Raw genomic sequence first — 22,127 nt, 5'->3', positions numbered from 1 at the left:
GCGGGTCAGGCGGTGTGTTCCTTCTTGTCGCCCGCCCACTCGACGTGGAAGGTGCCGTCGCGGTCCGTGCGGCGGTAGGTGTGGGCGCCGAAGTTGTCCCGCAGGCCCTGGATCAGCGACGCCGGCAGCCGCTCGGCGCGCAGGCCGTCGAAGTAGGACAGCGACGACGAGAACGCCGGGGTCGGGATGCCCGCCTCGGCGGCGGCCATGACGACGCGGCGCCAGCTGGGGACGCCGTCGTTGATGGCCGCGGCGAAATACGGGGCCACCATCAGGCTCTTCAGGCCGGGGTTCTCGTCGTAGGCCTCGCGGATGCGGTTGAGGAAACGGGCCCGGATGATGCAGCCGCCGCGCCAGATCGTGGCCAGGCTGCCGCGGTCGATGTCCCAACCGAACTCGGCGCTGCCGGCCTCGATGTGGTCGAAGCCCTGCGCGTAGGCGACGATCTTCGACGCGTAGAGGGCGCGGCGCACGTCCTCGACGAACTGGTCGCGGTCGGTGACCTCGATCGCGGCGCGGTCGGTGCCGAAGGCCGCGCGGGCCGCCTCGCGCTGGTCGGCGTGGCCGGACAGGGAGCGGGCGAAGGTGGCCTCGGCGATGCCGGTGATGGGCACGCCCAGGTCGAGGGCGCTCTGCACGGTCCAGCGGCCGGTGCCCTTCTGCTCGGCCTGGTCGAGGACGATGTCGACGAACGCCTTGCCGGTCTCGTTGTCGACGTGGCCGAGGACGTCGGCGGTGATCTCGATGAGGAACGACTCGAGGTCGCCGGTGTTCCAGGTGCGGAAGATGTCGGCGATCTCGGCCGGGGTCGCGCCCAGGCCGGCCCGCAGCAGGTCGTAGGCCTCGGCGATGAGCTGCATGTCCGCATACTCGATGCCGTTGTGGACCATCTTGACGAAGTGCCCGGCGCCGTCCGGCCCGATGTGCGTGCAGCACGGGGTGCCGTCGACCTTCGCCGAGATCTTCTCGAACATGGGGCCGAGCGTGCGATACGACTCGGGGGAACCGCCGGGCATGATGCTCGGGCCCAGCAGGGCGCCCTCCTCGCCACCCGACACGCCGGTGCCGACGAAGTGCAGGCCGTGCCCGCGGAGGGCCTGCTCGCGGCGGCGCGTGTCGGCGAAGTGGGCGTTGCCGGCGTCGATGACGATGTCGCCTTCTTCCAGCAGCGGCACGAGCTCGTCGATGACGGCATCGGTCGGACCGCCCGCCTTCACCATGATGATGACGGCCCGCGGACGGGCGAGCGAGGCGACGAAGTCGGCCATGGACTCGCTCGCCACGAACGTCCCCTCGTGGCCGAACTCGTCGACGAGCCGGCGGGTCCGCTCGGGCGAGCGATTGTGCACGGCGACGGCGTAACCGTTGCGGGCCAGGTTCCGGGCCAGGTTACGGCCCATCACCGCGAGGCCGGTCACGCCGATCTGCGCCAGGTCGGACATCTACGATGCACCTCATCCAGTCGTTGGCAGTCGCCTCTCCCGGCGTCACTGCCCCGTGACCGCCGTTCGAAGCGCGCGTCGGACCAGGCTACCCGGCCGCACGCCTGCTACCCGAGGCGAACCCCGGGCCGAGGGCGCCGGCCGCGGGCCGCCCACCCCGAGGCGAACCCCGGGCCGAGGGCGCCGGCCGCGGGCCGCCTACCTGAGGCGAACCCCGTCGAGCGCGACGGCCAGCACCCGCTCGCGCTGGGCCTCGTCGACGTAGCCGCCCCCGGTGATGCCGGCGACCAGCCGCAGCAGGTCGTCGAAGGTGAGGTCGGCGCGGGCGACGCCGGCGGCCTGGGCGCGGACGAGCAGCGGCTCCCCCGCCGAGTACATCGCCGTGCGGCTGGTGCGCATCATCTGCGAGTCGCGGTTGAGCGCCTCCGAGATGGCCCGCTTCGTGGCCACGTAGGCGACGAACCGGCGCAGCCAGGCGGTCAGCGCCTCCCACGGCGGCAGCTCGGCGACCTCCTCGGCGGCCCGGCACAGGTCCTCGATCTCGCCGACGTACACGCTGTCGAAGAGGTCCTGGCGGGTGGGGAAGTTGCGGTACAGGGTGCCGATGCCGACGCCGGCCCGGCGGGCGATGTCCTCCAGCGAGGCGCCGGTGCCAATCTCGGCGAAGGCGTCGCGGGCGGCGGCGAGCAGGGCGTCGAAGTTGCGCCGGGCGTCCGCGCGCTGCGGGCGGCGCACGGCGGGTGTCGGCTCGGTCACGGTGTCGGTTCCCTCGGGTCGAGCGTTGTGGAGGCTGTCCTCCAGTTTATCATCTCACACGCATCGACGCTGGTCATCACGTACCGCGGGGGCGGCGGCCGGGGCGGGCGACGCCCTAGTCTGGCCCTGTGCCAACGGAGCCACTCACTCTCGCGACGCGCAACGCCGCCACCTTCTGGACCGCGGTCGGCGAGGCCCGCGGCTACGCGCTGGTCCGCCGCCCCGGGTTCCTGGCCGTCTCCGGGGACGAGCGCGCCGGCCTGCGGGTGCTCACCCTCGTGCCGGACCTGTCCGGGGCCGAGCTGTCCGAGCTCATCGCGCTGGCCCGGGACCAGCGCGGCGGCCGGGTGGTGGTCGAGGACGCCTACGGGACGGTCGACATGAGCGCGCTGGGGCTCGGCGCCCGGCAGCTGCCGGTCATGATCCGCTACCCGGGCGGGCCGCGGCCCGAGCCGGCCCTGAAGGTCGAGCAGGCCACCTCCCTCGACGGCCTGCGCGTCGCCGAGCGGATCGTCGTGGACGGCTTCGCCCTGGAGCACTTCCAGCCGTATCAGCCGGGCGTGGTCTTCCCCGAGGCGATCCTCGACCGCGTCGAGCTGTTCGTGGCCGCGATCGACGACCAGCCGGCCGGCGCCTGCCTGGCGATCCAGGACGACGAGACCGTCGGGCTCTACTGGGTGACGACGATGCCGCAGCACCGTTCGCGCGGCGTCGCCAGGGCCATCATGCACTCGATGCTGCGCCGCTACGACACGCTCCCGATGACGCTGACCGCGTCGAGGCTCGGCCGCCCGCTGTACGAGTCGCTGGGCTTCGAGAAGATCGTCGACGCCACCTGGTGGGCCTAATCATGGACGATCGCGGCCACCCGGGAAGCGGTCGCGAAGTCGGGTGACAGGCGGGTCTTGACGACGGCGACCGCGGTCCTGGTCGGCAGGTCCACCCAGCCCCAGGAGCCGCCGGCGCCGGCCATCCCGAACGCGTCCGCGGTGTCGGCGCCGGGGCGGCCGATGGCGAAACCCAGGCCCCAGCGGGCCGGGTTGCCGAACACGGCGTCGGTGCCCGCCACGCGGACGGCGGCGATCTCGGCGAGCTGCTCGGGCGGGATGAGGCTGCCGTCGAGCAGGGCCGCGTAGAGGCGGGCGGCGGCCCGGGCGGTCATCGTCCCGCCCGACGGGATGTCGGCGGCGAGGATGTCCGGGCGGTTGCCGAACGCGGCGGTCGGCAGCAGCGCCCGCGGCATGATCCGCAGCGGCGGCGCGTCGTCGGGCGGGCCGTTGTCGAAGCCGTCGACGAGCGGGGCGAGCCGCCGGTGGCGGTCGGGCGGCAGGCCGAACCACAGCTCCTCCTCCAGCCCCAGCGGGGCGGCGACGAGCTCGCGGAGGACCTGGGAGACGGGGGCGGCGGCGGCCCGGCGGACCGCCTCGCCGGCCAGGAACCCGAACGCGAGGCCGTGGTAGCCGGTCCGTTCCCCGGCGGGCCACCACGGCTCGGCGTCGGCGAGCCGGGCACACATCCCGTCCCAGTCGCACAGATCCTCCGGACGGGTCTGCGGCGGTACCGCCGGAACCCCCGCGGCATGGGTCAGCACGTGCCCGATCGTGACGGTGTCCTTGCCGTGCCGCCCGAAGGCGGGCCACAGCGCGGCGAGCGGGGTGTCGTAGCCGAACGCGCCGTGGTGGACCAGGACGTGCACGACCGCGGCGATGAGGGCCTTGCCCATCGAGAACGTGTGCACCAGCGCGTCCGGCCCGATGCCCGCGGCCACCTCGGCGACCGGCACCCCGTCGCGGCGCACGGCGACCTGCAGCCCGGACTCCGCCCCGGACGCGACGAGCTCGTCGGCGACCTGCTCCAGCCGCTCCATCCTTCGAAGGTTACGGCCGCACGACCCGGTCCGGGTAGCGCTCGACCCACGCGTCGAGCCGGTCGGCCCGCGCGTCCTCGAACAGCTCCAGGGTGGCGGCGTCGAGCGTCTCGTAGGCGCGGCCGCCGGCGACGGTGTTGAACCGCCCGCCGTTGGTGCGCAGCATGGTGAGGTCGCCGGGGCGCAGGTTGTGCAGTTGCAGGATCCAGTCGGTGAGCGAGCGGCCGTTGCCGTCGAACGTGAGCGAGTCGCCGGCCGCGGTCAGGGCCCGGTTCAGCGCGAACGGGTTGGCGAGCACGCCCGCCGAGGTGGCCTTGTCGGCCAGCGCGAGCAGGAGCTGCTGCTGGTGGCGCTGGCGGCCGTAGTCGCCGTCGGGCAGCAGCTCCCGCTGCCGCACGTAGTCGAGGGCCTCCCAGCCGGCGAAGCGGCGGCAGCCGACGGGGTAGACCTGGGCCCGCACCCCGGGGATCTTGACCGGGCGGAAGTCCGGGGGGATCAGCCGGTACGGCGGGGTCTCGCGGCCCTGCGCGTCCCACCCGACGTGCACCGAGGTCGTCTCCACGTCCACGCAGAGGTCGACCCCGCCGACGGCGTCGACCACGGCGCGCAGCCCGGCGAAGTCGATGATCGCGCCGGCGTCGAGCGCGAGGCCGGTGAGCCGCTGCACGGTGAGCGCGAGCAGCTCGAACCCGCCGGCCCTCGAGGTGCCGCCGCCTTCGCGGCTGCCGAGCGCGAAGGCGGCGTTGAGCTTGTCGGTGCCGTGGCCGGGGATCTCGACGCGGGTGTCGCGGGGCAGCGAGATCAGGAAGCCGCGCTCCCCGGACGCGGCGACGTGCAGGATGATCACCGAGTCGGCCCGGGAGCCGGCCTCGGCCTCGGCCGGGCGGGCGTCGATGCCGACGAGCAGGATGTTGCGGCCCGGCTGCCGGTCGAGCTGCTCCTGGCTGAGCCGCGGGGTGCGCCCGGGCGCCGGCCCGCCGGACACGCGCGGCGCCGACTCGATGGTGATCTCCCGCGGCCCGTCGCCGCCCCGCGCGGCGTCGCCGAGCAGGTCGAGCTGCTCGACCCCGCCGGCGTAGTGCCGCCAGGCGAGGGTGCCGCCGCCGGCCAGGACGGCCGCGGTGAGCACCGCGACGAGTGCGACCCGCCGACCCATGCGCGCCTCCTCCCGTAGCAGGATCGGCAGGCGACGGGTGCGGTTGAGGAGTTACCGGCGGTAGCCGTACCGGTGGCGCAGGGGGACGGTGACGGCGCCGGTGAGGTACCGGTGCCGCGGCGGCATGTGCGTGGTCCACTCGTCGTCGAGGCGCAGCGGTACCGCGGCGGACCGCAACCGCATCGGGTTGCCCGACACCTGGTGGGTGCGGCCCACGAGCGGCCCGTCGGCGCCGAACGGCAGCACGGCGCCGGGCTCGCCGCCCAGGTCGACGATCGCGCCGAGCGTCCCGGCCGGGTCGGCGACCAGGTCCTCGTAGCGGAACCGCAGGTAGGGCAGGCCGGCGCGGCGGGCGATGCGCTCGGTGGCGAGGTTCCAGGCCGACCAGTACAGGGCGGTGAAGCCGGGGTGCATGCGCGGCATCTGCGCGCCGCCGGGGGCGTCGGGGTCGTGCTTGTGCCGCTGCCACGAGTACGCGACCGCGCGCGGGTCGCGGACGATGTGCGCGACCCGCAGGTCCAGGCCGGGCGTCTGGAGCAGTGCGGTGAGGTACGACGGGAACTTCGAGGAGTCCACCACGGTCCGGGCGCCGCTGACCGCGGCGACGGCCGCGTAGAGGCGGCGCAGCCGGTCGTAGTACCAGCCCAGCCCGTCCGGGTCGGTTCGCTCCGGTGACCGCAGCAGCAGCCCGGGCAGGTGCCGGGTCCGGAACCGGCGGGAGGCGGCGTCGAGCCGCTCGACCTCGTCGTCGCCGGGGATGCCGCCGTAGGCCTCGGTGAGCACGTCGACCCAGAACGGGCAGGAGCGCAGCGAGGTGCCGCAGCTGCACCGGCGGTTCTGCTGCAGGCCGCGCTCCCACAGGAACTTGACCTCGCCGACCCCGACCAGGCCCGGCACCTGGTCGAGCAGGCTCTCGGCGAGCGTGCTGCCGCTGCGGCCCCACCCGGCGAGGTAGAGCACGCGCGTGGTCGGGGTCGGGTCGCTGAGCACGTCCTGACAACGTCGGACATGTCCGAAGAGTTACGTTAGCCGGCGGGATGGCGGTCACACGCGATCAGCAACACATGTCATCTGCATCGTTCGACGTAGAACTGGGCCCGTTACCGGGCGCATGATGACGGCTCCAAGGTGTCATCCGCGCGTGAGGAGCCGTTCCATCGTGGGAAGTGACGAGCTCACCCGGTCCGTCGTGTTCCTGGTCGTGCTGGCCGCGATGCTCGTCGGGCACTCGCTCGGCGATCACATCGCGCAGACCGACCGGCAGGCGGCGCTGAAGTCGGAGCCGGGAGCGGCCGGCTGGCGCGCCCTCGCCGGACACCTGCTGACCTACCACCTGACGGTCGCGGTGGTACTGCTGGTCACCGCCGCCGCCCTGCGCCTGCCCCTGTCGGTGCCGGGCGTCGTCGCCGGCCTGGCGTTCTCGCTGCTCACGCACGGCCTGCTCGACCGCCGCTGGCCGGTGCGGGCGGTGCTGCGGGCGACCCGCTCGCCCCGCTTCGCCGAGACGGTCGCCCCCGTCAACGGCATGTACGTCGCCGACCAGGCGCTGCACAAGGGCGCCCTGCTGATCTCGGCGCTGCTGGTGGCCGCGCTGTAGTACTGCGTGCAGCGGATGGCCCGCCTCGCGCGTGACACCGGTATGCCGGAACCGCCAGCGGACTTCGCCGCGTTCTACGCCGCGCACTTCCAGCGGCTCGCCGTCCAGCTCTACGCCTACCTCGGCGACCACGCCGAGGCCCAGGACCTGACCCAGGAGGCGTTCTGCCGCGCCCTGGAGCGCTGGCCCCGCGTCGGCGGCTACGCCGACCCGTCGGCGTGGGTGCGCCACGTCGCCTGGAACCTCGCCAAGAGCCGGCTGCGGCGGGTGCAGACCGCGCTGCGGTACCTCGCCGGGCAGCGGGAGACGCACGTCGCCGCGCCGACCGAGGACCGGGTCGCGCTGGTCGCGGCCCGCACCACGCTGCCGCCGGCCCAGCGGCGGGCGCTCGTGCTGTACCACCTGGGCCGGCTGAGCGTCGCCGAGATCGCCGAGCAGGAGGGCGCCGCCGAGGGCACGGTGCGCTCGTGGCTCACCCGCGGCCGGGCCACGCTCGCCGCCCGCCTGTCGCCGTCGGAGGTGCACCATGCTGGTTGAGGAAGCGTTCGCCCGCTTCGAGGACGAGGCCATCGGAACGTTCCGCCCGCTGCCGGTCGCCGCGCTCCCGGCGCGCCGCCGGCGCCGCTGGCCGTGGCTGGCCGGCCTGGCCGCGGCGCTGACCGCGGTGGCCGTGCCGCTGGCCGTGCGCCCGGCCGACGCGCCGCCGCCCCCGCCGCAGGTGGTCGTGCACGAGCGGACCATCCGGCTGCCGGGCGTCGACGGCCGGTCCCAGTGGGCGACGTTCGCCGACGCCACCCGCGGCTGGGCGACGATCGGCGTCCCGTGCCCGCAGGTGGAGTGCCCGGTGGAGGTGGCCCGCACGTCGGACGCCGGGCTGACCTGGCAGCGCATCACGCTGCCGCGGCCCGACCTGTACGACATCCGGCCGATCGACCGTGACCGGGTCGTGTTCGGCAACTTCACCGGCGAGACCTTCATGCTGTCCGAGGACGGCGGCGACACGTTCCGGCCGGTCGGGCCCGACGACCCGGCCGTGCAGCAGTCCCGGCCCGGTGGCACGCCGCCCGAGCCACGGCCCGCCGTTGCCCCGCCCCCGTCCGACTTCGTGCAGCGGATCACGAAGGGCAGCGCCGGCACGAGCTGGGCCCTCACGTTCGAGGCGCAGCGCCGGACCAACACCGTGTGGTGGTCGGACGACGACGGCGTGACCTGGCACGCGCTGGCCGGCTTCGACCCCATCGGCGGCCTGGTGGTCTCGCCCGACGGACGCCAGGCCTACTTCCTCGAGTCCAACACCGGCCGCCTGTGGCGGCTCGCGGCGACCGGCCACACCCCGGTCGCCCTGCCGCCGGACGTCAGGGCGGTCCACGGGGCGCTGGACGACGGGCGGCTGCTGGTCAGCACCGCCGACCTCCGGTACGGGTTCTGGCGCGACGGGACGTTCACCCCGATCGACGCGCGGGTGAACGAGCACATCACCGACGCGTGGGTGCTGCCCGACGGCACCCTGGTGCTCGGCCGGAAGGCCCCGCCCGTGATCAGCCCGGACGGCGGTGTGACGTGGATCCGGTTCGGCTGACTTGAACGTGTTCAAGATGGGCCGTAGGCTCATTCTTGAACACGTTCAAGGAGGCGCGATGGACTACAAGCTCGGCACCTACCTCGTCTACCTGGCGGTCAGCGGGCTGCTCACCGTGTGGGTGGCCCGCACCCTGCACAAGAACGGCCAGGTGTTCCTCGACGAGGCCCTCGGCAACGAGGACCTCGCCCGGTCGGTCAACCACCTGCTCGTCGTCGGGTTCTACCTGCTCAACCTCGGCTACGTCACGGTCGCACTGAAGATCAGCGAGCCGCTGCTGGACGGCAGCAGCGCCATGGAGGCCCTCTCCTGGAAGGTCGGCCTGGTCCTGCTCGTCCTCGGCGGCGTGCACTTCTTCAACCTCTTCGTGCTCAGCCGCTTCCGGCGGCGCCGGATGCTGGAGCGCATGGCCCCGCCGATCCCGCCGAAGCGCATCCTGCCCACGCCATGATCACCCGACTCACCGTGCTCTACGACGCGAGCTGCGGGCTGTGCCGGACGGCACGCGCGTGGCTCGCGGCGCGGGCCCAACTCGTGCCGCTGGAGTTCGTCGCGGCCGGCTCGACCGAGGCGCGCCGCCGGTATCCGGCGCTCGACGTGCGGGACACCCTCGCCGACATCACGGTGGTCGCCGACGACGGCGGCGTCTACACCGGCGACGGCGCGTGGCTGATCTGCCTGTGGGCGCTGGACGACTATCGGGGGCTGGCGGCGCGTCTCGCCGAACCGTCGATGCATCCACTCGCCCGCGCGGTGGTCGCGACCGCCGCGCGGGTCCGCAACTATGGTCGAGACTGTGACGGAACCTGCGCCATCTGAGAAGGGCGAGCAGACCAAGCGCCTGATCGTCGACACCGCCGTCCGCCTGTTCCGCGAGCAGGGCTACGACAAGACGACGATGCGCGGCATCGCCCAGGCCGCGGGCCTGTCGGTCGGCAACGCCTACTACTACTTCCCCTCCAAGGACCACCTCGTCCAGCAGTTCTACGCCACGGTGCAGGAGGACCACGCGGCCGCCTGCGCCGAGGCGCTGGCCGCCCCCGGCCCGTTCGCCGACCGCCTCGGCATCGCCTGGCGTGCCCTGATGCAGACGATGCGGCCGTACCACGGGTTCGCCGGCAAGTTCATCCGCACCGCCCTCGACCCGGGGTCCCCGGTCAGCCCGTTCAGCGCCGAGTCCGCCCCGGCCCGGGAGCGCTCGATGCACATCCTGCGCACCGTCGTCGACGGCAGCACCACGAAGATCGACCCGGAGCTGCGCCGCGACCTGCCCGAGCTGCTGTGGCTGTGCACGATGGGCATCACCCTGTACTGGGTGCACGACAGCTCGCCGGAGCAGGCCAGGACCGACCTGCTCGTCGAGCGGTCCGTGCCGCTCGTCGACCGGCTCGTCGGCATGTCCCGCCTGCCGGTCCTGCGCTCGGTCACCCGGGACGCGCTGTCGCTGTACCGCTCGCTGCGCTGAACGCCTCGATCCGCTCCAGGTGCGCCGGGGTCAGCCCCCGCCGGGCGTCGGGCCGGATGAGCAGCGCCCGCCCGCCGGCGGCCAGCTCGTCGAACAGCGGTCCCGGCTCCGGCACCTCGGCGTCGTCCGTCCACACCAGACGCCGCCCGGCGGCGAGCACGGCCCGGGCCGCCGCCAGCTTCACCGGCGGCACGTCGTCGCCGTCGAGGTCGTCGGTGAAGGCCCGGTCCAGCGCCGGCAGCCGGAACAGCCGCTCCAGCTGGTCGGCATGCGCGCACCAGGTCGTGCACCACCGCACCTCGACCACGCCGGCCCGGTGCAGCTGCCGGATCCGGGTGGTGAGCTGGGGCGCCCACCGCATGCGGTACTCCAGCCGCGCGTCGTACGCCCGCCCGTTCCACGGCGGCGCATGCCACGCCGGCTGCTTGACGTTGACCACCCCGTCGACGTCGAGCAGCCACACCGGCGCCGCCACACGCGCGACCTGCTCATACGTCTTCATCCGGTCACCGGGACCGTCCGGGTCGGGGCTCATTCCAGCATGGCATCATCCGCCGCGGGCGACCGCACGCGCATTTCCATCACCCGGCCCGCCGGGCGGCAACTCGTAAGTGTTTGTTCACACGCAGCATTCGCCGCGCGCCGGATCCGCGGGTAGCGTCGGTTCGCATGGCGACCTTGCAGAGCGCGCGCAAGTCCGCCGACTCGGACGCGGTCATCCGAGAGATCGAGCAGGCCGAAGGGTACATTGCATCGATCTGCTTCAAGACCGGACCCCCCGAGACGGTCGGCGTCGAAATCGAGTACACCGTTCACGACCAGCACGACCCATCCACCCCGATCGATCGCGAGCGGCTCTGTCAGGCCCTCGGCGATCATGCCCCCGGCACCCTGCGCCCCGGCAGTCCCGGACTGCCCCTGCGCCACGGCTCCGCCGTCACCCTCGAGCCCGGCGGCCAGGTCGAACTCTCCAGCCGGCCCCACCCCACGCTGACCGCGCTCCACGCCGCCGTCAACGCCGAGCTCGACCAGCTCGAAACCCTCCTCGACCGGGCCGCGCTGCGCCGCGGCGACACCGGCACCGACCCCCACCGAAGACCGACCCGGCTGCTCGACACCCCGCGGTACGACGCGATGGAAAGCGCCTTCCAGCGCCGCGGCGTCTCCGGAAGAATCATGATGTGCAGCACCGCGGGGCTGCAGGTCTGCCTCGACGCGGGACCCGCCGAGCGGCTCACCGACCGGTGGGCCGCCGTCCACGAGATCGGCCCGCCGCTGCTCGCGCTGTTCGCCAACTCGCCCCGCCTCGCCGGGACCGAGACCGGGTGGGCCTCCGCCCGGCAACGCGTCTGGCGCGGCATCGACCCCAGCCGCACCCGGCCCGTCACCGTCTCCGGCGACCCCGCCACGGCCTGGGCCCGCTACGCCCTCGACGCCACCGTGCTGTGCGTCCGCCGGACCGACGGGCCGTGGGCCGTGCCCGCCGGCGTCACCTTCGCCGGGTGGATCCGTGGGGAACTGCCCCGGCCGCCCACCTACGCCGACCTCGACTACCACCTCAGTACCCTCTTCCCCCCGGTACGACCGAGGGGATATCTGGAGATCCGCTACCTCGACACCCAGCCCGGCCGCGCCTGGTTCGCCCCGGCGGCGCTCCTGCACGCGCTGCTCGACGACCCCGTCACCACCGACAAGGCCCGGGACCTGTGCGCGCCCACGACCGGCCGGTGGGTCGAGGCGGCCCGCGACGGGCTCGCCGACCCCGCACTCAACCGGGCCGCGCTCGCCCTGCGCGACCTGGCCCTGGAAGACCTGGACCTGCCGCCGCAGCTGCTCGACGAAGTCATCGAAGGGAGTGCCCGCAATGGCTGACGACCTCCGCGAGCGCGTCGCAACCGAGCTCGAACGCACCCGCCGCCGCTCCGTCGTCCTCACCGACGCCGTGGACGACGACGACCTGGTCAAGCAGCACTCGCCGCTCATGTCGCCGCTCGTGTGGGACCTCGCCCACATCGGCAACCAGGAAGAGCTGTGGCTGGTCCGCGACGTCGGCGGCCGCGACCCGGTCCGCCAGGACATCGACCACCTCTACGACGCGTTCCGGCACGCCCGCCGCGACCGGCCCGCCCTGCCGCTGCTCGGCCCCGCCGAGGCCCGCGCCTACGTCGCCACCGTGCGCGACAAGGCCCTCGACGTGCTCGACCGGGTCCGGCTCGAAGGGCGCCGGCTCACCACCGACGGGTTCGCGTTCGGCATGATCGTCCAGCACGAGCAGCAGCACGACGAGACGATGCTCGCCACGCACCAGCTGCGGGCCGGAGCGGCGGTCCTCGCCGCTCCCCCGCCCCCCGGCCCGGCCGTTCCCGTCGGCCCGGAAGTGCTGGTCCCGGCCGGTTCGTTCACGATGGGCACCTCCACGGAGGCGTGGGCGCTGGACAACGAGCGCCCCTCCCACGACGTATTCGTCGGCGACTACCTCATCGACGCCGCGCCGGTGACCAATGCGGAATATGCGGCCTTCGTGGATGACCGCGGACCGGATGTCGCGCCGCTGCACTGGACGCGGGACCCCTCCGGCTGGCTCGCCACGACCTTCGGCCGCACCGCCCCGATCGTGCCCGACGCCCCCGTCGTGCACGTCTCCTGGCACCAGGCCACCGCCTACGCCGCCTGGGCCGGCCGCCGGCTGCCCACCGAGGCCGAGTGGGAGAAGGCCGCCCGCTGGGACCCCGCCACCGGCCGCTCCCGCCGCTACCCCTGGGGCGACGAGGACCCCGGCCCCGAACACGCCAACCTCGGCCAGCGCCACCTCGCCCCCGCCCCCGTCGGCGCCTACCCGGCCGGCGCCTCACCCCTCGGCGTCCACCAGCTCATCGGCGACGTCTGGGAGTGGGTCTCCAGCGACTTCACCGCCTACCCGGGCTTCACCGCCTTCCCCTACCGCGAGTACTCCGAGGTCTTCTTCGGCCCCGACTACAAGGTGCTGCGCGGCGGGTCCTTCGGCACCGACGCCGCCGCCTGCCGCGGCACCTTCCGCAACTGGGACTACCCCATCCGCCGGCAGATCTTCAGCGGCTTCCGCACCGCCCGCGACCCACGCCCCGGGGAGCTCGCCTGATGTGCCGGCATCTGGCGTACCTCGGGCCGCCCGTCCCCCTCGCGGGCCCCCTCTTCGACGCCCCGCACTCCCTCGAACGGCAGTCCTGGGCCCCGCGCGACATGCGCGGCGGCGGCACCATCAACGCCGACGGCTTCGGCATCGGCTGGTACACCCCCGACGGCGCCCTGGTCCGCTACCGGCGCGACCGTCCACTCTGGAGCCTCTCCGACCTGCCGGCGCTGGCCGCCTCGATCCACGCGGGCGCCTTCCTCGCCGCCGTCCGCTCCGCCACCGTCGGCATGCCGATCACCGAGACGGCCGCCGCCCCGTTCGCCGGCGACGGCTGGCTGTTCAGCCACAACGGCAGGGTGACCGGCTGGCCCGACAGCGCCGCGGCGCTGCCGGTCCCCCCGCGGGACCTGCTCACCCTCGACGCCCCCACCGACAGCGCCCTGCTCTGGACGCTCGTGCGCACCCGCCTCCGCACCGGCATGCCGCTCGACGCCGCGCTCGCCGACGTGGTCGCCCTGGTCTCGGCGGCCGCCCCCGGCTCCCGCCTCAACCTGCTCGTCACCGACGGCACCACCATCGCCGCCACGACCTGCGGCCACTCCCTGTCGGTCCACGCCGAGCCCGGCCGCGTCCTCGTCGCCTCCGAGCCGCTCGACCCCTCCCCCGCCTGGCAACCCGTTCCCGACGGCACCCTGCTCACGGCCACGGCCACCACCGTCAACCTGAGGAGTGTTGAATCGTGACACTGCACGATGCCGATCTCGACGTGTACCTCCACGACAGCGACCGGATCGCGGCCCTGCGCGCGGACGCCCGCGCCGGCCTCACGTCGACGCCGAAATGGCTGCCCCCGAAGTACTTCTACGACGCGCGGGGCAGCGCCCTCTTCGAGCAGATCACCCGCCTGCCCGAGTACTACCCGACCCGGGCGGAACGCTCCATCCTCGACACCCGGGCAGCCTCGATCGCCACCATCACGGGGGCGAAGACCCTGGTAGAACTGGGCTCCGGCTCCTCGGAGAAGACCCGCCTCCTGCTCGACGCCCTCCGCGAGCACGGCACCCTGGGCGCCTTCATCCCGCTGGACGTCTCCGCCGCGGCCCTGCGGGAGGCGGTGGTCGCGTTGCGCACCGACTACCCTGACCTGCACGTCCGCGGCGTGGTCGCGGACTTCGTCGAACACCTGGACCTGCTCCCCCACGCCGGCGGCCGCCTGGTGGCGTTCCTGGGCGGCACGATCGGCAACTTCACCCCCGAGGAACGCACGCCGTTCCTGTCCACCCTGCGCGCCCAGCTGGAGACGGGCGAATGGTTCCTGCTGGGCGCCGACCTGGTGAAGGACCCGGCGATCCTGGTACCGGCCTACGATGACGCGCAGGGCGTGACGGCGGAGTTCAACCGCAACGTCCTGCACGTCCTGAACGATGCGCTTGCGGCCGACTTCGACCCGTCGACCTTCACACACGTCGCGTTGTGGGACCCCGCCGCGGAGTGGATCGAGATGCGCCTCCGCTCGACAAGGGACCAGTCGGTGCACCTGCCGGCCCTCGACCTGACCGTCCACTTCAGCGCGGGCGAGGAGATGCGCACGGAGGTCTCGGCGAAGTTCCGCCCCGCGGGCCTGCGGGAGGAACTGTCGGAGGCGGGCTTCAGCCTGCGCCACTGGTGGACCGACGAGCAGTCCCGCTTCGGGGTGGCCCTGGCGACGGCCTCCTGACGTCACACCTGTTCCGGCGGCCGCCGTTCCTGTTCTCGGGGACCGTCAGCGAACGCGGGCTCTGAGCCGCTCCTCGGCCGCGGCAGCGTTCTGCCGCTGCCGATCGGCATCAACCGCGAGCGCGTCGGCCCCGGCATCGGTCAGCCGGTAGTACCGCCGATTCCGCCCGTCGACAACCTCACTCCGCTCCGGCTCGACCAGCCCTTCGTGCACCAGCCGCTCCAGCGCCGCGTACAGCGTCCCGGCGGGCAACACGACCCGCCCGCAGGAGAGCTCCGCCACCTCCTGCACCACGGCGTACCCATGCAGCGCCCGCCCGGCCAACGCCACAAGAATCAGAAAGGTCGGCTCCCGCATCGGAGTCATGCCGACCAACGTAGAAACGCCCTCTGTACCCGTCAAGAAGCCCCCCTCCCCGACCTGGTAGCGGGAGCCGCCCGACTCTGGCGCCTGGGACCGTGCCGGGGCTGGGGCTGGGCTGGGATTTCATGATCGCGGACGTTTCTGTGTCGAAAACGGACCACAAACGTCCGCGATCATGCACCCTCATAGCGAATGCCGTGGTGTCACGGTCCACGTCCTGTAAGGCATCCTAGGAAGCTAGGTTACTGGCTTACGGCGCGACGGGGCTGGACAGAACGCACGCCGGCTCGGCGGTGAGCATGGCCCCGGTGAGCATGGCCGGGGCCGGACGACCGACCGAGGAAGCGCGAATGGGACGGCACCGCGATGGAGCAACCGGCCCGACGATCCGACGAGCGAAACCGACGACGGCAGCCCTGAAGGCACTCCTATGTCGCCGATGACCTCAGCGTCGCGGCCACCGGAACCAGGCACCGGACCAGGCACCGGACCAGGCACCGGACCAGGCACGGGACCATGTCACGGGAGCAGGCACGGGACCATGTCACGGAACCAGCACGGAACCAGGCGCGGGAACGGGCGCGGGAAACAGCCGGAGGAACCAGCGGAAAATAGGCACCGCGGGCCCCGCCCCTTCGGCGAATCAGCCCTTCGGCGAATCAGCCCTTCGGTGAGTTAGCCCTTCGGCGAGTTAGCCCTTCGGCGAGTTAGGCCTCCTGCGGGGCCGGCGAAGGCTCGGCCCGCGTCGGGTGGCTCTGGAGAATCGCCAGGCCTACCAGGAACAGGACCACCGCGTTCAGGCAGTGCCATAAGAAGTGGGTGCCGATGGGGACCGAGTTGCACAGCGGTGAGTCCAGCGTGCGCAGCGTCAACGACACCGCGAAGACTCCCCCGGCCAGCAGCAGCGTGCGGGCCGGAGTGCGCCACCCGGGGTTCGCCGGCGCTGGTGGTGGGCGCAGGGCGGCCAGGCCGAAGGCCGGGAGGGCCAGCAGGGCCGGTAAGTAGCCGCCCAGCGATGCCTCCTCGCCGCCCAGTGCGAACAGTGCCACGTTGATCGCCGCCGTCGCCAGGATGAACGCCGGGGCGGCCAGCCAGGCCCTCGACCAGCGGACGCGCCAGCTCCAGTGGACCAGGACAACCATCGCCACCAGGATGAAGACCAGGATCGACAGGCTGTCGAGGGCGGCCGTCGGGGACGTTGCGGCCATGTGGAACGTCCAGCTGCAGACGCCCACCACCGCGATCAGCGACGGCGGGAGCCAGAGGCTGGCCGGGACCGGGGACGGACGGCGGGCGAGCATGACGAACAGCACTGCGGCGGCGACCAGGAACGCGGCGTTGCTCAGGGCGTTGAGCGGCTCGTTCCAGAGGCCGGGGCCGGTGCGTTCGCAGTAGCCGTCCACATACACGGGCCGAATTGTGCACCAGAGGTACGACAAGAATCTGAACGCCGGGCAACGCCACACCGTGCGTGGGGTGGTGCGTGGCGGGGAGATCCATCGGGTACACAATGGTGCATGACCGCCGCGCCCTCGATCCTTGCCGACCGATACCGTCTTCTCGATCAGCTCGGCGTCGGCGGCATGGGCCGGGTGTGGCGGGCGCGGGACGAGACCCTGCATCGGGACGTCGCGGTCAAGCAGATCGTCCTGCCGCCCGAGCTGCTCGACGACGCCCGGGACGTGGCGATGGAGCGCACGCTGCGCGAGGCGCGGGCGGCGGCGCGGCTCAGCCACCCCAACGTCGTGCGGGTCTACGATGTCCTCGCGGCGGAGGGGCAGCCGTGGCTCGTCATGGAGTACGTGCCGTCGCGCTCCCTCGACCAGGTCATCCGCGCCGACGGGCCGCTGGAGCCGAAGCGGGTGGCGGAGATCGGCCTCGCCGTCCTCGACGCGCTGCAGGCGGCACACCGCGCAGGCGTCGACCACCGGGACATCAAGCCGGGAAATGTTCTCCTCGCCGATGACGGTCGAGTGGTACTGACCGATTTCGGCATCGCCAGAGTCGAAGGCGAAGGACACGTGACGCGGACCGGGCTGGTGCTCGGGTCGCCGGAGTACATCGCGCCGGAGCGGGCCCGGGAGGGCATCGCCGGGCCGGCGAGCGATCTATGGTCGCTGGGGGCGACGCTGTACGCGGCGGTCGAGGGGCGCTCCCCCTTCGGCCGCCGCTCCGCGATGGAGACGCTCACCGCGCTGGCCTCGGAGGAGGCCGACCCGCCGCAACGCGCCGGTGAGATGGCACCGGTGCTGCGGGCGCTGCTGCGCAAGGACCCACGGGTGCGCGCCGGGTTCGCGGAGACGGCCAAGCTGCTGCAGGATGCGATCACGAGCAAGCCGGCGCGGAAACGGCGATCGTGGCTGCCGAGCTGGGGTCGTTCGGCCGGGCCCGTGGCCACGCCCGCGCCGGAGGTGCCGTCGCAGCGGCGGGCGCCCGAACAGGTGGACCGGCCGGAGCCGGCGGTGGGATTCGCGGCCGCGCCGGCGCCGGTGACGAAGGCCGACCCGGTGGTCCGCGGGCGGGCGGTCGTGGAGTCGACGTTGGTCGATGCAGAGGCACTGGCCGCGGCTGACGCCGAGCGGGCCGCGGAAGCGGAGAGGGCGGCCGAGGCTGAGCGGGCGGCGGAAGCGGCACGGCTCGCCGAGGAGGCCGAACGGGCCGCCGAAGCCGAAAGGATCGCTGCGGCCGAGCGGGCCGCGGAAGCCGAGCGGGCCGCCGAAGCGGAACGGGCGGCTGCCGCCAAGCGCGCCGCGGAGCAAGCCGAAGCCGAACGGATCGCGCAAGCCGAGCGGGCCGCGGAAGCAGAGCGGGAACAAGAACGCGCCGCCGAAGCAGAGCGGGAACAGGAACGCGCCGAGGAGCAAGAGCGGGCCGAGGAAGCTGAGCGTGCGGCTAAAGCCGCTCGCGTCGCTGCGGAAGCCGAAGCCGCCATCGCTGCCGCGCGCGAAGAGCGGGCCGCGCGGGAAGCCGCCGAGCGGGCGGAGCAGGAGCGCCGGGAACGTGAGGAGCGCGAGGAGCGGGAGCGCACGGAGCGCGCACAGGCTGCCCAGCGGCGCGCGGCCGTGGGGACGGTCGTTGAGAGTGGGGGATCCCGCGGTACCAGGCCGGGAATCCTCGCCGGGGCGGGAGTCGCGGTGCTCGTCGTCGTGGCGCTCGTGGTGTGGCTCGTGAGCGCCGGCGGCGGCGAGGACAAGGACGGCGGCGCCGCGCAGCCCGGGAGCCTTCCCAGCAGTGCGGCCGGGCCGGGCAGTCCGGCGCCGAGCCAGGCGGCCAGCCCGCAGGCGTCGCCGGAGCCCAGCCAGGAACCCGGCGGGAACAGTGTGCCCGCGGGGCGGCAACTGCCGACGCTCCCCGGGGGGTGGGTGGACTACCACGACCCGACCGGGTTCTCGGTGTACGTTCCCGCGGGGTGGAGCCGGTCGAAGGAGGGTTCCATCGTGTACTTCCGGGAGCCCGGGACCGGCCGCATCCTCGGCATCGACCAGACCGACAAGCCGCGGCCCGACCCCGTGGCCGACTGGCAGGCCCAGGCGAAGTCGCGGGTGAACGGCGGGGACTTCCCGGGGTACACCGAAATCCACATCCAGCCGGTCGACTACTTCGTGAAGGCGGCCGACTGGGAGTTCACGTTCACGCGCAACGGTGTGCGCAAGCACGTGAACAACCGCGGGGTCGTCACCTCGCCGACGCAGGCGTACGGGTTCTACTGGGAGACGGCCGACGCGGAGTGGGCGGCGTCCCGCGACGCGCTCCAGATCGTCTTCGACAGCTTCCGGCCCCGCGCGTAGCGCGCCGGCCCGACGAGCGACCGCTGCAGGCGGCGGGCCGCGTCCAGGTGGCCGCCGGTCCACACCATGCGGACGGCGGTCGCGGCCGACGCCTCGCGAAGGTCCCGGTCCACGGCTTTCCGCAGCAGTACCGCGGTCTCGGTGCCCGCCGGCAGCGGGTCCGGCACCGTCCCCGGGCCGGCCAGGGCGCGGGCGAGCGCGTCGTACCACCCGGCGACCGTATCGCCCGCGTCCTGCAGCACCCGGCGGGCCGCGCCCCGCTCGCCCGTCGCCGTGCCGGGGTCGCCCGCCCACAGGTCGAGCACCGCGTCGGCGACCAGCCGTAGCCCGGCGACGCCGGTGACGAGGCGGGTGACCTCGGTGAGCGGGACCGGCTTGGCGCCGCGCTCGCCGAGGTACGTGCGGAACGCGTCGTCGAGGCGGCGGGCGGCCGCGGCGGCGCGCAGCGAGTGGCTCCGCGGTGCGGGGGCGGCCCGGACGGTACCGTCGCATCGCGTGACGCCGAAGTCCACCGCCTCGCGCAGGTAGGCGGCGCTGTCCGCGTAGGCCTCGGCCAGGGCCTGGTCGAGCGCCCGGCCGGCGCCCCGCGGCCAGAACAGCAGGCCGACCGCGAGGCTGACGGCGCAGCCGATCGCGACGTCCTCGATGCGCACGATGCCGACCCGCCAGCCGGTCGGCTCGATGATGTTGAACAGCAGGAAGATCGCGATCGTGAAGGCGGCCTGCCCGGTGGCGAAGCCCACGACGGCCGGGGCGAGCCCGGCGAACAGGACGGAAACGGGGAGCAGCACCCAGAACGCGGTGGGCCGGGTGCCGAGGACCGTGACGAGCACGCCGCCCGCGACGATGCCGGCGAACGTGCCGGCGAGGCCGCGCAGCGCCGTCTGGCCGGTGCTCAGCGCGTTGGACCGCAGGACCGCCATGGCGCCGAGCACCACCCAGAACGAGTGCTGGACGCCGGTCAGCCGCGCCACGAGGACCGCCAGCGCCAGCGCCACCGCGACGCGCACGCTGTTGTGCAGCCACACCGAGTGCGGCTCGAGGTGCGCCGCGGCCCGTTCGCGGGCGGCGTACAGCGGGCTGCCGATGCCGCTGGGCTGCCAGCCGAGGATGCGCCGCCACAGGGTACGGCGGTCGGCGGCCACGGTCAGCTCCACGTTCGCGGCCAGGGCGGCGACCGCGAAGCCCACCTCCTGGGCGCGGAACCCGGGATCGAGCGCGTCGGGCCGGCCGTCCCCGAGGGCCTCGCGCCTGACGGCCCGGCTCGCGGCGCGCAGGTCGGCGACGGCGGCGTGGAACCGTTCGGTGCCGCCGCCGTCGCTGAGCAGGTCGGCCGACTCGTGCAGCACCACGCCCGCCGCGAACGCGGCCTTGCAGGCCGTGGGCGTGCCGCGCGGCGTCGTCAGCCGGCTCACGATCTCGCCCAGCCAGGTGAGCTCGTCGACCAGCCGCACCAGCGCGCGGGCTCCCGTGCTCAGCCCGGTCGGCCGGTACGGCGCCCCGTAGAAGTCCCGCTCCAGCGCGGTGACGGCCGCACGGGCCCGCTCGGCCGCCGCGGCGACCTCGTCGGGTGACCCGCCCGGCAGCCCGAGCCCGGCCGCGCTGCCCGCCCGGAGCCGGTCGGCGAGCGCGGCGCACGCCGCGGCGACCCGCCCGCGCAGCGGCTCCCGGGCGGGCGCCGGCCACAGCACCGCCACCGCCACGACGCTGGCCGCGACCGCGATCCCCCACCCGGCGAGCCGCGCGGGGATGTCGGCGGCGGTGCCCGGGAGCGACGTCGACAGGATGTACGGCAGGAGCATCGCCGTGGCCGCCCCGGCGAGCACCGAGCTGACCACGCCCGAGAACCACACGCTGAACGCCACTCCCGCGGTCACGATCACCGCGACCCAGGTGACGGAGGATCCGGCGGTACCGAGGGCGATCGACGCGGCCCCGACCACCCCGAGCGCGACCTGTGCCCTGATCCGGTCCAGGATGGCCCCGCTGAAGTCGACGAAGAGCAGCAGCGCGAACGCCCCGAACGCCGCGTACGTGCCCACGGTGGCGTCGACCCTGTTCCCGGCCGCGAACGCGAGGGGCATGACCACGGCGGCGCGGGCGGCCCGCCGGGCCGCGCTCAACCCGGCATCCCGCCGCCGCATCCACTCGATGAGCCGCACCTAGGCATAGGAGCACGCTCCCCGCCGTCAACGGGGTGAGGGAAGGGGTGGCTTGGTCAGCCTCCGGCGCCCGGCCGGCCGGATGCGGGGCGGGCGGAGCGGGGCGGCAGCGGGCGTTAGGGTGGGTCGATGGCCGACGGGTGGGACGTGGATGGCGCCGGGGTGGTGCGGTTGCCCTCCGGGAAGCTGATCCGGGGGCGTGGGCTGCGGCGCCCGGTGCCGGAGGGTGCGGTGCCGGCGTTCGGGTTGTATCTGCTGGGCAAGACCCCGCCGGCCGTCGACTGGCCGTCCCGGTGGTTGCGGTGGCCGGACTTCCGGCTGCCCGCCGACCGGGTGGACGCCGCCGACGCGTTCCGGGAGCTGCTGGAGCGGGCCGCGACCGAGCGGGTCGAGGTGGCGTGTGCCGGCGGCCAGGGGCGCACCGGGACGGCCCTTGCCTGCGTGGCGATCCTCGACGGGGTGCCGGCGGCGGACGCCGTGGCCTGGGTCCGCCGGCACTACTCGGCGCACGCGGTGGAGACGCCGTGGCAGCGCCGGTACGTCGCCCGCTTCCCGGCCTAGCGCGGAGTCCGGACCGTGGACTACTCCTTCGACGCCACGGCTCGGATCGGTGGGGTGCGGAGGAGGTGGGCCACCGGGAGGATCGTCGTGCCCAGGGCCAGCGCCGCCGCGCCGGCCAGGACCGTGGCGTAGGCGGGCCAGGGGACGTAGGGGACCAGGCGGCCGGTCAGCGTATACACGACCGACGTCAACGTCAGCGCCGCGATCGCGCCGCCCAGGACCAGGGCCGTGCCCAGGAGTGCGGTCTGCTCGGCGTGGACCATGCGGCGGGTCTGGCCGCGCGACGCGCCCGCCAGGCGGAGCAGGGCCAGCTCGCGGGAGCGGGACAGGGCCGCCACCACCATCGTGTTGGCCGAGGCCAGGGCCGCGAAGCCGATCAGGACCGCGATCAGGAGGCGGTTGAGCCAGGCGCTCACGGCCAGGTCGGTGGCCAGGACCGCGGTCAGGGTGCCGGGCGGCGTCGCCGTCGCCGCCGGGTGGGCGGCCAGCCAGCCCGACAGGGCCGCGCGGGCGTCGGTGCCGGGGGTCGCGCGGACCAGCACGTGGTCGTCCATCGGCGTCG

At 73.9% G+C, this 22,127-nt stretch carries 23 protein-coding genes; 13 read left to right on the top strand and 10 right to left on the bottom strand.

Annotated features, from left to right (window positions below; translation table 11 throughout):
- Nucleotides 1-5 precede the first annotated feature (5 nt).
- Nucleotides 6-1,442: an NADP-dependent phosphogluconate dehydrogenase gene (gene gnd / locus IEZ31_RS36600; protein WP_190254663.1), complete on the bottom strand. Its 1,437-nt coding sequence runs from the start codon at nt 1,440-1,442 to the stop codon at nt 6-8.
- Between the two features lie 198 nt (nt 1,443-1,640).
- Complete coding sequence (locus IEZ31_RS36595; RefSeq protein WP_190254662.1) at nt 1,641-2,198, bottom strand: TetR/AcrR family transcriptional regulator; 558 nt, start codon at nt 2,196-2,198, stop codon at nt 1,641-1,643.
- 128 nt (nt 2,199-2,326) lie between these two features.
- On the opposite strand from IEZ31_RS36595, the gene IEZ31_RS36590 reads away from it, so the two are divergent.
- Nucleotides 2,327-3,046 (top strand): GNAT family N-acetyltransferase, encoded by a 720-nt coding sequence (locus IEZ31_RS36590; protein ID WP_190254661.1) that lies wholly within the window; start codon nt 2,327-2,329, stop codon nt 3,044-3,046.
- Here IEZ31_RS36590 and IEZ31_RS36585 read toward each other — a convergent pair.
- From IEZ31_RS36585 to IEZ31_RS36575, 3 genes are read right to left on the bottom strand one after another with little or no spacing between them, the layout of a single operon-like run.
- Nucleotides 3,043-4,065, bottom strand: coding sequence for a serine hydrolase domain-containing protein (locus tag IEZ31_RS36585; RefSeq protein WP_190254660.1), 1,023 nt, complete (start codon nt 4,063-4,065; stop codon nt 3,043-3,045). The genes IEZ31_RS36590 and IEZ31_RS36585 overlap by 4 nt on opposite strands.
- 10 nt (nt 4,066-4,075) lie before the next feature.
- Nucleotides 4,076-5,221, bottom strand: a complete 1,146-nt coding sequence (locus IEZ31_RS36580; protein WP_190254659.1) for an LCP family protein — start codon at nt 5,219-5,221, stop codon at nt 4,076-4,078.
- Nucleotides 5,222-5,272: 51 nt separating this feature from the next.
- Entirely contained in the window at nt 5,273-6,211 is a 939-nt protein-coding gene (locus IEZ31_RS36575) for a sulfotransferase (RefSeq protein ID WP_190254658.1), read from the bottom strand.
- A 169-nt stretch (nt 6,212-6,380) separates the two neighbouring features.
- Between IEZ31_RS36575 and IEZ31_RS36570 the strand changes: the two genes are divergently transcribed.
- The 6 genes from IEZ31_RS36570 to IEZ31_RS36545 are packed head-to-tail and all read left to right on the top strand — an operon-like array spanning nt 6,381 to nt 9,862.
- Nucleotides 6,381-6,818 (top strand): DUF3307 domain-containing protein, encoded by a 438-nt coding sequence (locus IEZ31_RS36570; RefSeq protein ID WP_229836187.1) that lies wholly within the window; start codon nt 6,381-6,383, stop codon nt 6,816-6,818.
- Nucleotides 6,819-6,860: 42 nt separating this feature from the next.
- Nucleotides 6,861-7,355, top strand: a complete 495-nt coding sequence (locus tag IEZ31_RS36565) for an RNA polymerase sigma factor (protein ID WP_229836186.1) — start codon at nt 6,861-6,863, stop codon at nt 7,353-7,355.
- Nucleotides 7,345-8,397: a beta propeller repeat protein gene (locus IEZ31_RS36560; protein ID WP_190254655.1), complete on the top strand. Its 1,053-nt coding sequence runs from the start codon at nt 7,345-7,347 to the stop codon at nt 8,395-8,397. Before IEZ31_RS36565 ends, IEZ31_RS36560 begins: the two co-directional genes overlap by 11 nt.
- Before the next feature lie 58 nt (nt 8,398-8,455).
- A complete protein-coding gene (locus IEZ31_RS36555; protein ID WP_190254654.1) occupies nt 8,456-8,848 on the top strand; it encodes a hypothetical protein in 393 nt (130 codons plus the stop codon).
- On the top strand, nt 8,845-9,216 hold the full coding sequence (locus IEZ31_RS36550; protein ID WP_190254653.1) for a thiol-disulfide oxidoreductase DCC family protein: 372 nt from the start codon (nt 8,845-8,847) through the stop codon (nt 9,214-9,216). The genes IEZ31_RS36555 and IEZ31_RS36550 overlap by 4 nt, the downstream gene beginning before the upstream one ends.
- Nucleotides 9,194-9,862, top strand: coding sequence for a TetR/AcrR family transcriptional regulator (locus tag IEZ31_RS36545; RefSeq protein WP_229836185.1), 669 nt, complete (start codon nt 9,194-9,196; stop codon nt 9,860-9,862). Before IEZ31_RS36550 ends, IEZ31_RS36545 begins: the two co-directional genes overlap by 23 nt.
- On the opposite strand, the gene IEZ31_RS36540 is transcribed toward IEZ31_RS36545, so the two are convergent.
- Nucleotides 9,822-10,397 carry a hypothetical protein gene (locus IEZ31_RS36540; protein WP_190254651.1) on the bottom strand — a complete coding sequence of 192 codons (576 nt, stop codon included), beginning with the start codon at nt 10,395-10,397 and terminating at the stop codon, nt 9,822-9,824. The genes IEZ31_RS36545 and IEZ31_RS36540 overlap by 41 nt on opposite strands.
- A 134-nt stretch (nt 10,398-10,531) precedes the next feature.
- Between IEZ31_RS36540 and egtA the strand changes: the two genes are divergently transcribed.
- From egtA to egtD, 4 genes are read left to right on the top strand one after another with little or no spacing between them, the layout of a single operon-like run.
- Complete coding sequence (gene egtA / locus IEZ31_RS36535) at nt 10,532-11,734, top strand: ergothioneine biosynthesis glutamate--cysteine ligase EgtA (RefSeq protein WP_190254650.1); 1,203 nt, start codon at nt 10,532-10,534, stop codon at nt 11,732-11,734.
- Nucleotides 11,727-12,980 carry an ergothioneine biosynthesis protein EgtB gene (gene egtB, locus IEZ31_RS36530; RefSeq protein ID WP_190254649.1) on the top strand — a complete coding sequence of 418 codons (1,254 nt, stop codon included), beginning with the start codon at nt 11,727-11,729 and terminating at the stop codon, nt 12,978-12,980. Before egtA ends, egtB begins: the two co-directional genes overlap by 8 nt.
- The gene (egtC, locus tag IEZ31_RS36525; protein WP_190254648.1) at nt 12,980-13,717 is read left to right on the top strand and encodes an ergothioneine biosynthesis protein EgtC; all 738 of its coding nucleotides are present in this window, start codon (nt 12,980-12,982) and stop codon (nt 13,715-13,717) included. Before egtB ends, egtC begins: the two co-directional genes overlap by 1 nt.
- Before the next feature lie 2 nt (nt 13,718-13,719).
- Nucleotides 13,720-14,691: an L-histidine N(alpha)-methyltransferase gene (gene egtD / locus IEZ31_RS36520; protein ID WP_190254694.1), complete on the top strand. Its 972-nt coding sequence runs from the start codon at nt 13,720-13,722 to the stop codon at nt 14,689-14,691.
- A 45-nt stretch (nt 14,692-14,736) separates the two neighbouring features.
- Here egtD and IEZ31_RS36515 read toward each other — a convergent pair whose 3' ends face one another.
- The gene (locus tag IEZ31_RS36515) at nt 14,737-15,057 is read right to left on the bottom strand and encodes a PadR family transcriptional regulator (RefSeq protein ID WP_229836184.1); all 321 of its coding nucleotides are present in this window, start codon (nt 15,055-15,057) and stop codon (nt 14,737-14,739) included.
- A 704-nt stretch (nt 15,058-15,761) separates the two neighbouring features.
- Complete coding sequence (locus tag IEZ31_RS36510) at nt 15,762-16,463, bottom strand: ceramidase domain-containing protein (RefSeq protein WP_229836183.1); 702 nt, start codon at nt 16,461-16,463, stop codon at nt 15,762-15,764.
- 108 nt (nt 16,464-16,571) lie between these two features.
- On the opposite strand from IEZ31_RS36510, the gene IEZ31_RS57105 reads away from it, so the two are divergent.
- Nucleotides 16,572-18,842, top strand: coding sequence for a serine/threonine-protein kinase (locus tag IEZ31_RS57105; RefSeq protein WP_229836181.1), 2,271 nt, complete (start codon nt 16,572-16,574; stop codon nt 18,840-18,842).
- On the opposite strand, the gene IEZ31_RS36500 is transcribed toward IEZ31_RS57105, so the two are convergent.
- The gene (locus IEZ31_RS36500) at nt 18,758-21,004 is read right to left on the bottom strand and encodes an FUSC family protein (RefSeq protein ID WP_229836179.1); all 2,247 of its coding nucleotides are present in this window, start codon (nt 21,002-21,004) and stop codon (nt 18,758-18,760) included. The genes IEZ31_RS57105 and IEZ31_RS36500 overlap by 85 nt on opposite strands.
- Nucleotides 21,005-21,133: 129 nt before the next feature.
- Here IEZ31_RS36500 and IEZ31_RS36495 point away from each other — a divergent pair, with 129 nt between their 5' ends.
- A complete protein-coding gene (locus IEZ31_RS36495; protein ID WP_190254646.1) occupies nt 21,134-21,565 on the top strand; it encodes a protein-tyrosine phosphatase family protein in 432 nt (143 codons plus the stop codon).
- Nucleotides 21,566-21,585: 20 nt separating this feature from the next.
- Here IEZ31_RS36495 and IEZ31_RS57100 read toward each other — a convergent pair.
- On the bottom strand, nt 21,586-22,127 hold a 542-nt coding region (locus IEZ31_RS57100; protein WP_229836177.1), incomplete at its 5' end, for an FtsX-like permease family protein.

Source organism: Dactylosporangium sucinum, from assembly GCF_014647515.1.
Lineage (GTDB): Bacteria > Actinomycetota > Actinomycetes > Mycobacteriales > Micromonosporaceae > Dactylosporangium > Dactylosporangium sucinum.
This window is presented reverse-complemented; position numbering and strand designations above follow the sequence as displayed.

Coding starts and splice junctions, on each gene's coding strand:
- gnd (WP_190254663.1), bottom strand. CDS start 1,442: ATGTCCGACCTGGCGCAGATCGGCGTGACCGGCCTCGCGGTGATGGGC.
- IEZ31_RS36585 (WP_190254660.1), bottom strand. CDS start 4,065: ATGGAGCGGCTGGAGCAGGTCGCCGACGAGCTCGTCGCGTCCGGGGCG.
- IEZ31_RS36580 (WP_190254659.1), bottom strand. CDS start 5,221: ATGGGTCGGCGGGTCGCACTCGTCGCGGTGCTCACCGCGGCCGTCCTG.
- IEZ31_RS36565 (WP_229836186.1), top strand. CDS start 6,861: ATGCCGGAACCGCCAGCGGACTTCGCCGCGTTCTACGCCGCGCACTTC.
- IEZ31_RS36560 (WP_190254655.1), top strand. CDS start 7,345: ATGCTGGTTGAGGAAGCGTTCGCCCGCTTCGAGGACGAGGCCATCGGA.
- IEZ31_RS36555 (WP_190254654.1), top strand. CDS start 8,456: ATGGACTACAAGCTCGGCACCTACCTCGTCTACCTGGCGGTCAGCGGG.
- IEZ31_RS36550 (WP_190254653.1), top strand. CDS start 8,845: ATGATCACCCGACTCACCGTGCTCTACGACGCGAGCTGCGGGCTGTGC.
- IEZ31_RS36540 (WP_190254651.1), bottom strand. CDS start 10,397: ATGAGCCCCGACCCGGACGGTCCCGGTGACCGGATGAAGACGTATGAG.
- egtA (WP_190254650.1), top strand. CDS start 10,532: ATGGCGACCTTGCAGAGCGCGCGCAAGTCCGCCGACTCGGACGCGGTC.
- egtB (WP_190254649.1), top strand. CDS start 11,727: ATGGCTGACGACCTCCGCGAGCGCGTCGCAACCGAGCTCGAACGCACC.
- egtC (WP_190254648.1), top strand. CDS start 12,980: ATGTGCCGGCATCTGGCGTACCTCGGGCCGCCCGTCCCCCTCGCGGGC.
- IEZ31_RS36515 (WP_229836184.1), bottom strand. CDS start 15,057: ATGACTCCGATGCGGGAGCCGACCTTTCTGATTCTTGTGGCGTTGGCC.
- IEZ31_RS57105 (WP_229836181.1), top strand. CDS start 16,572: ATGACCGCCGCGCCCTCGATCCTTGCCGACCGATACCGTCTTCTCGAT.
- IEZ31_RS36495 (WP_190254646.1), top strand. CDS start 21,134: ATGGCCGACGGGTGGGACGTGGATGGCGCCGGGGTGGTGCGGTTGCCC.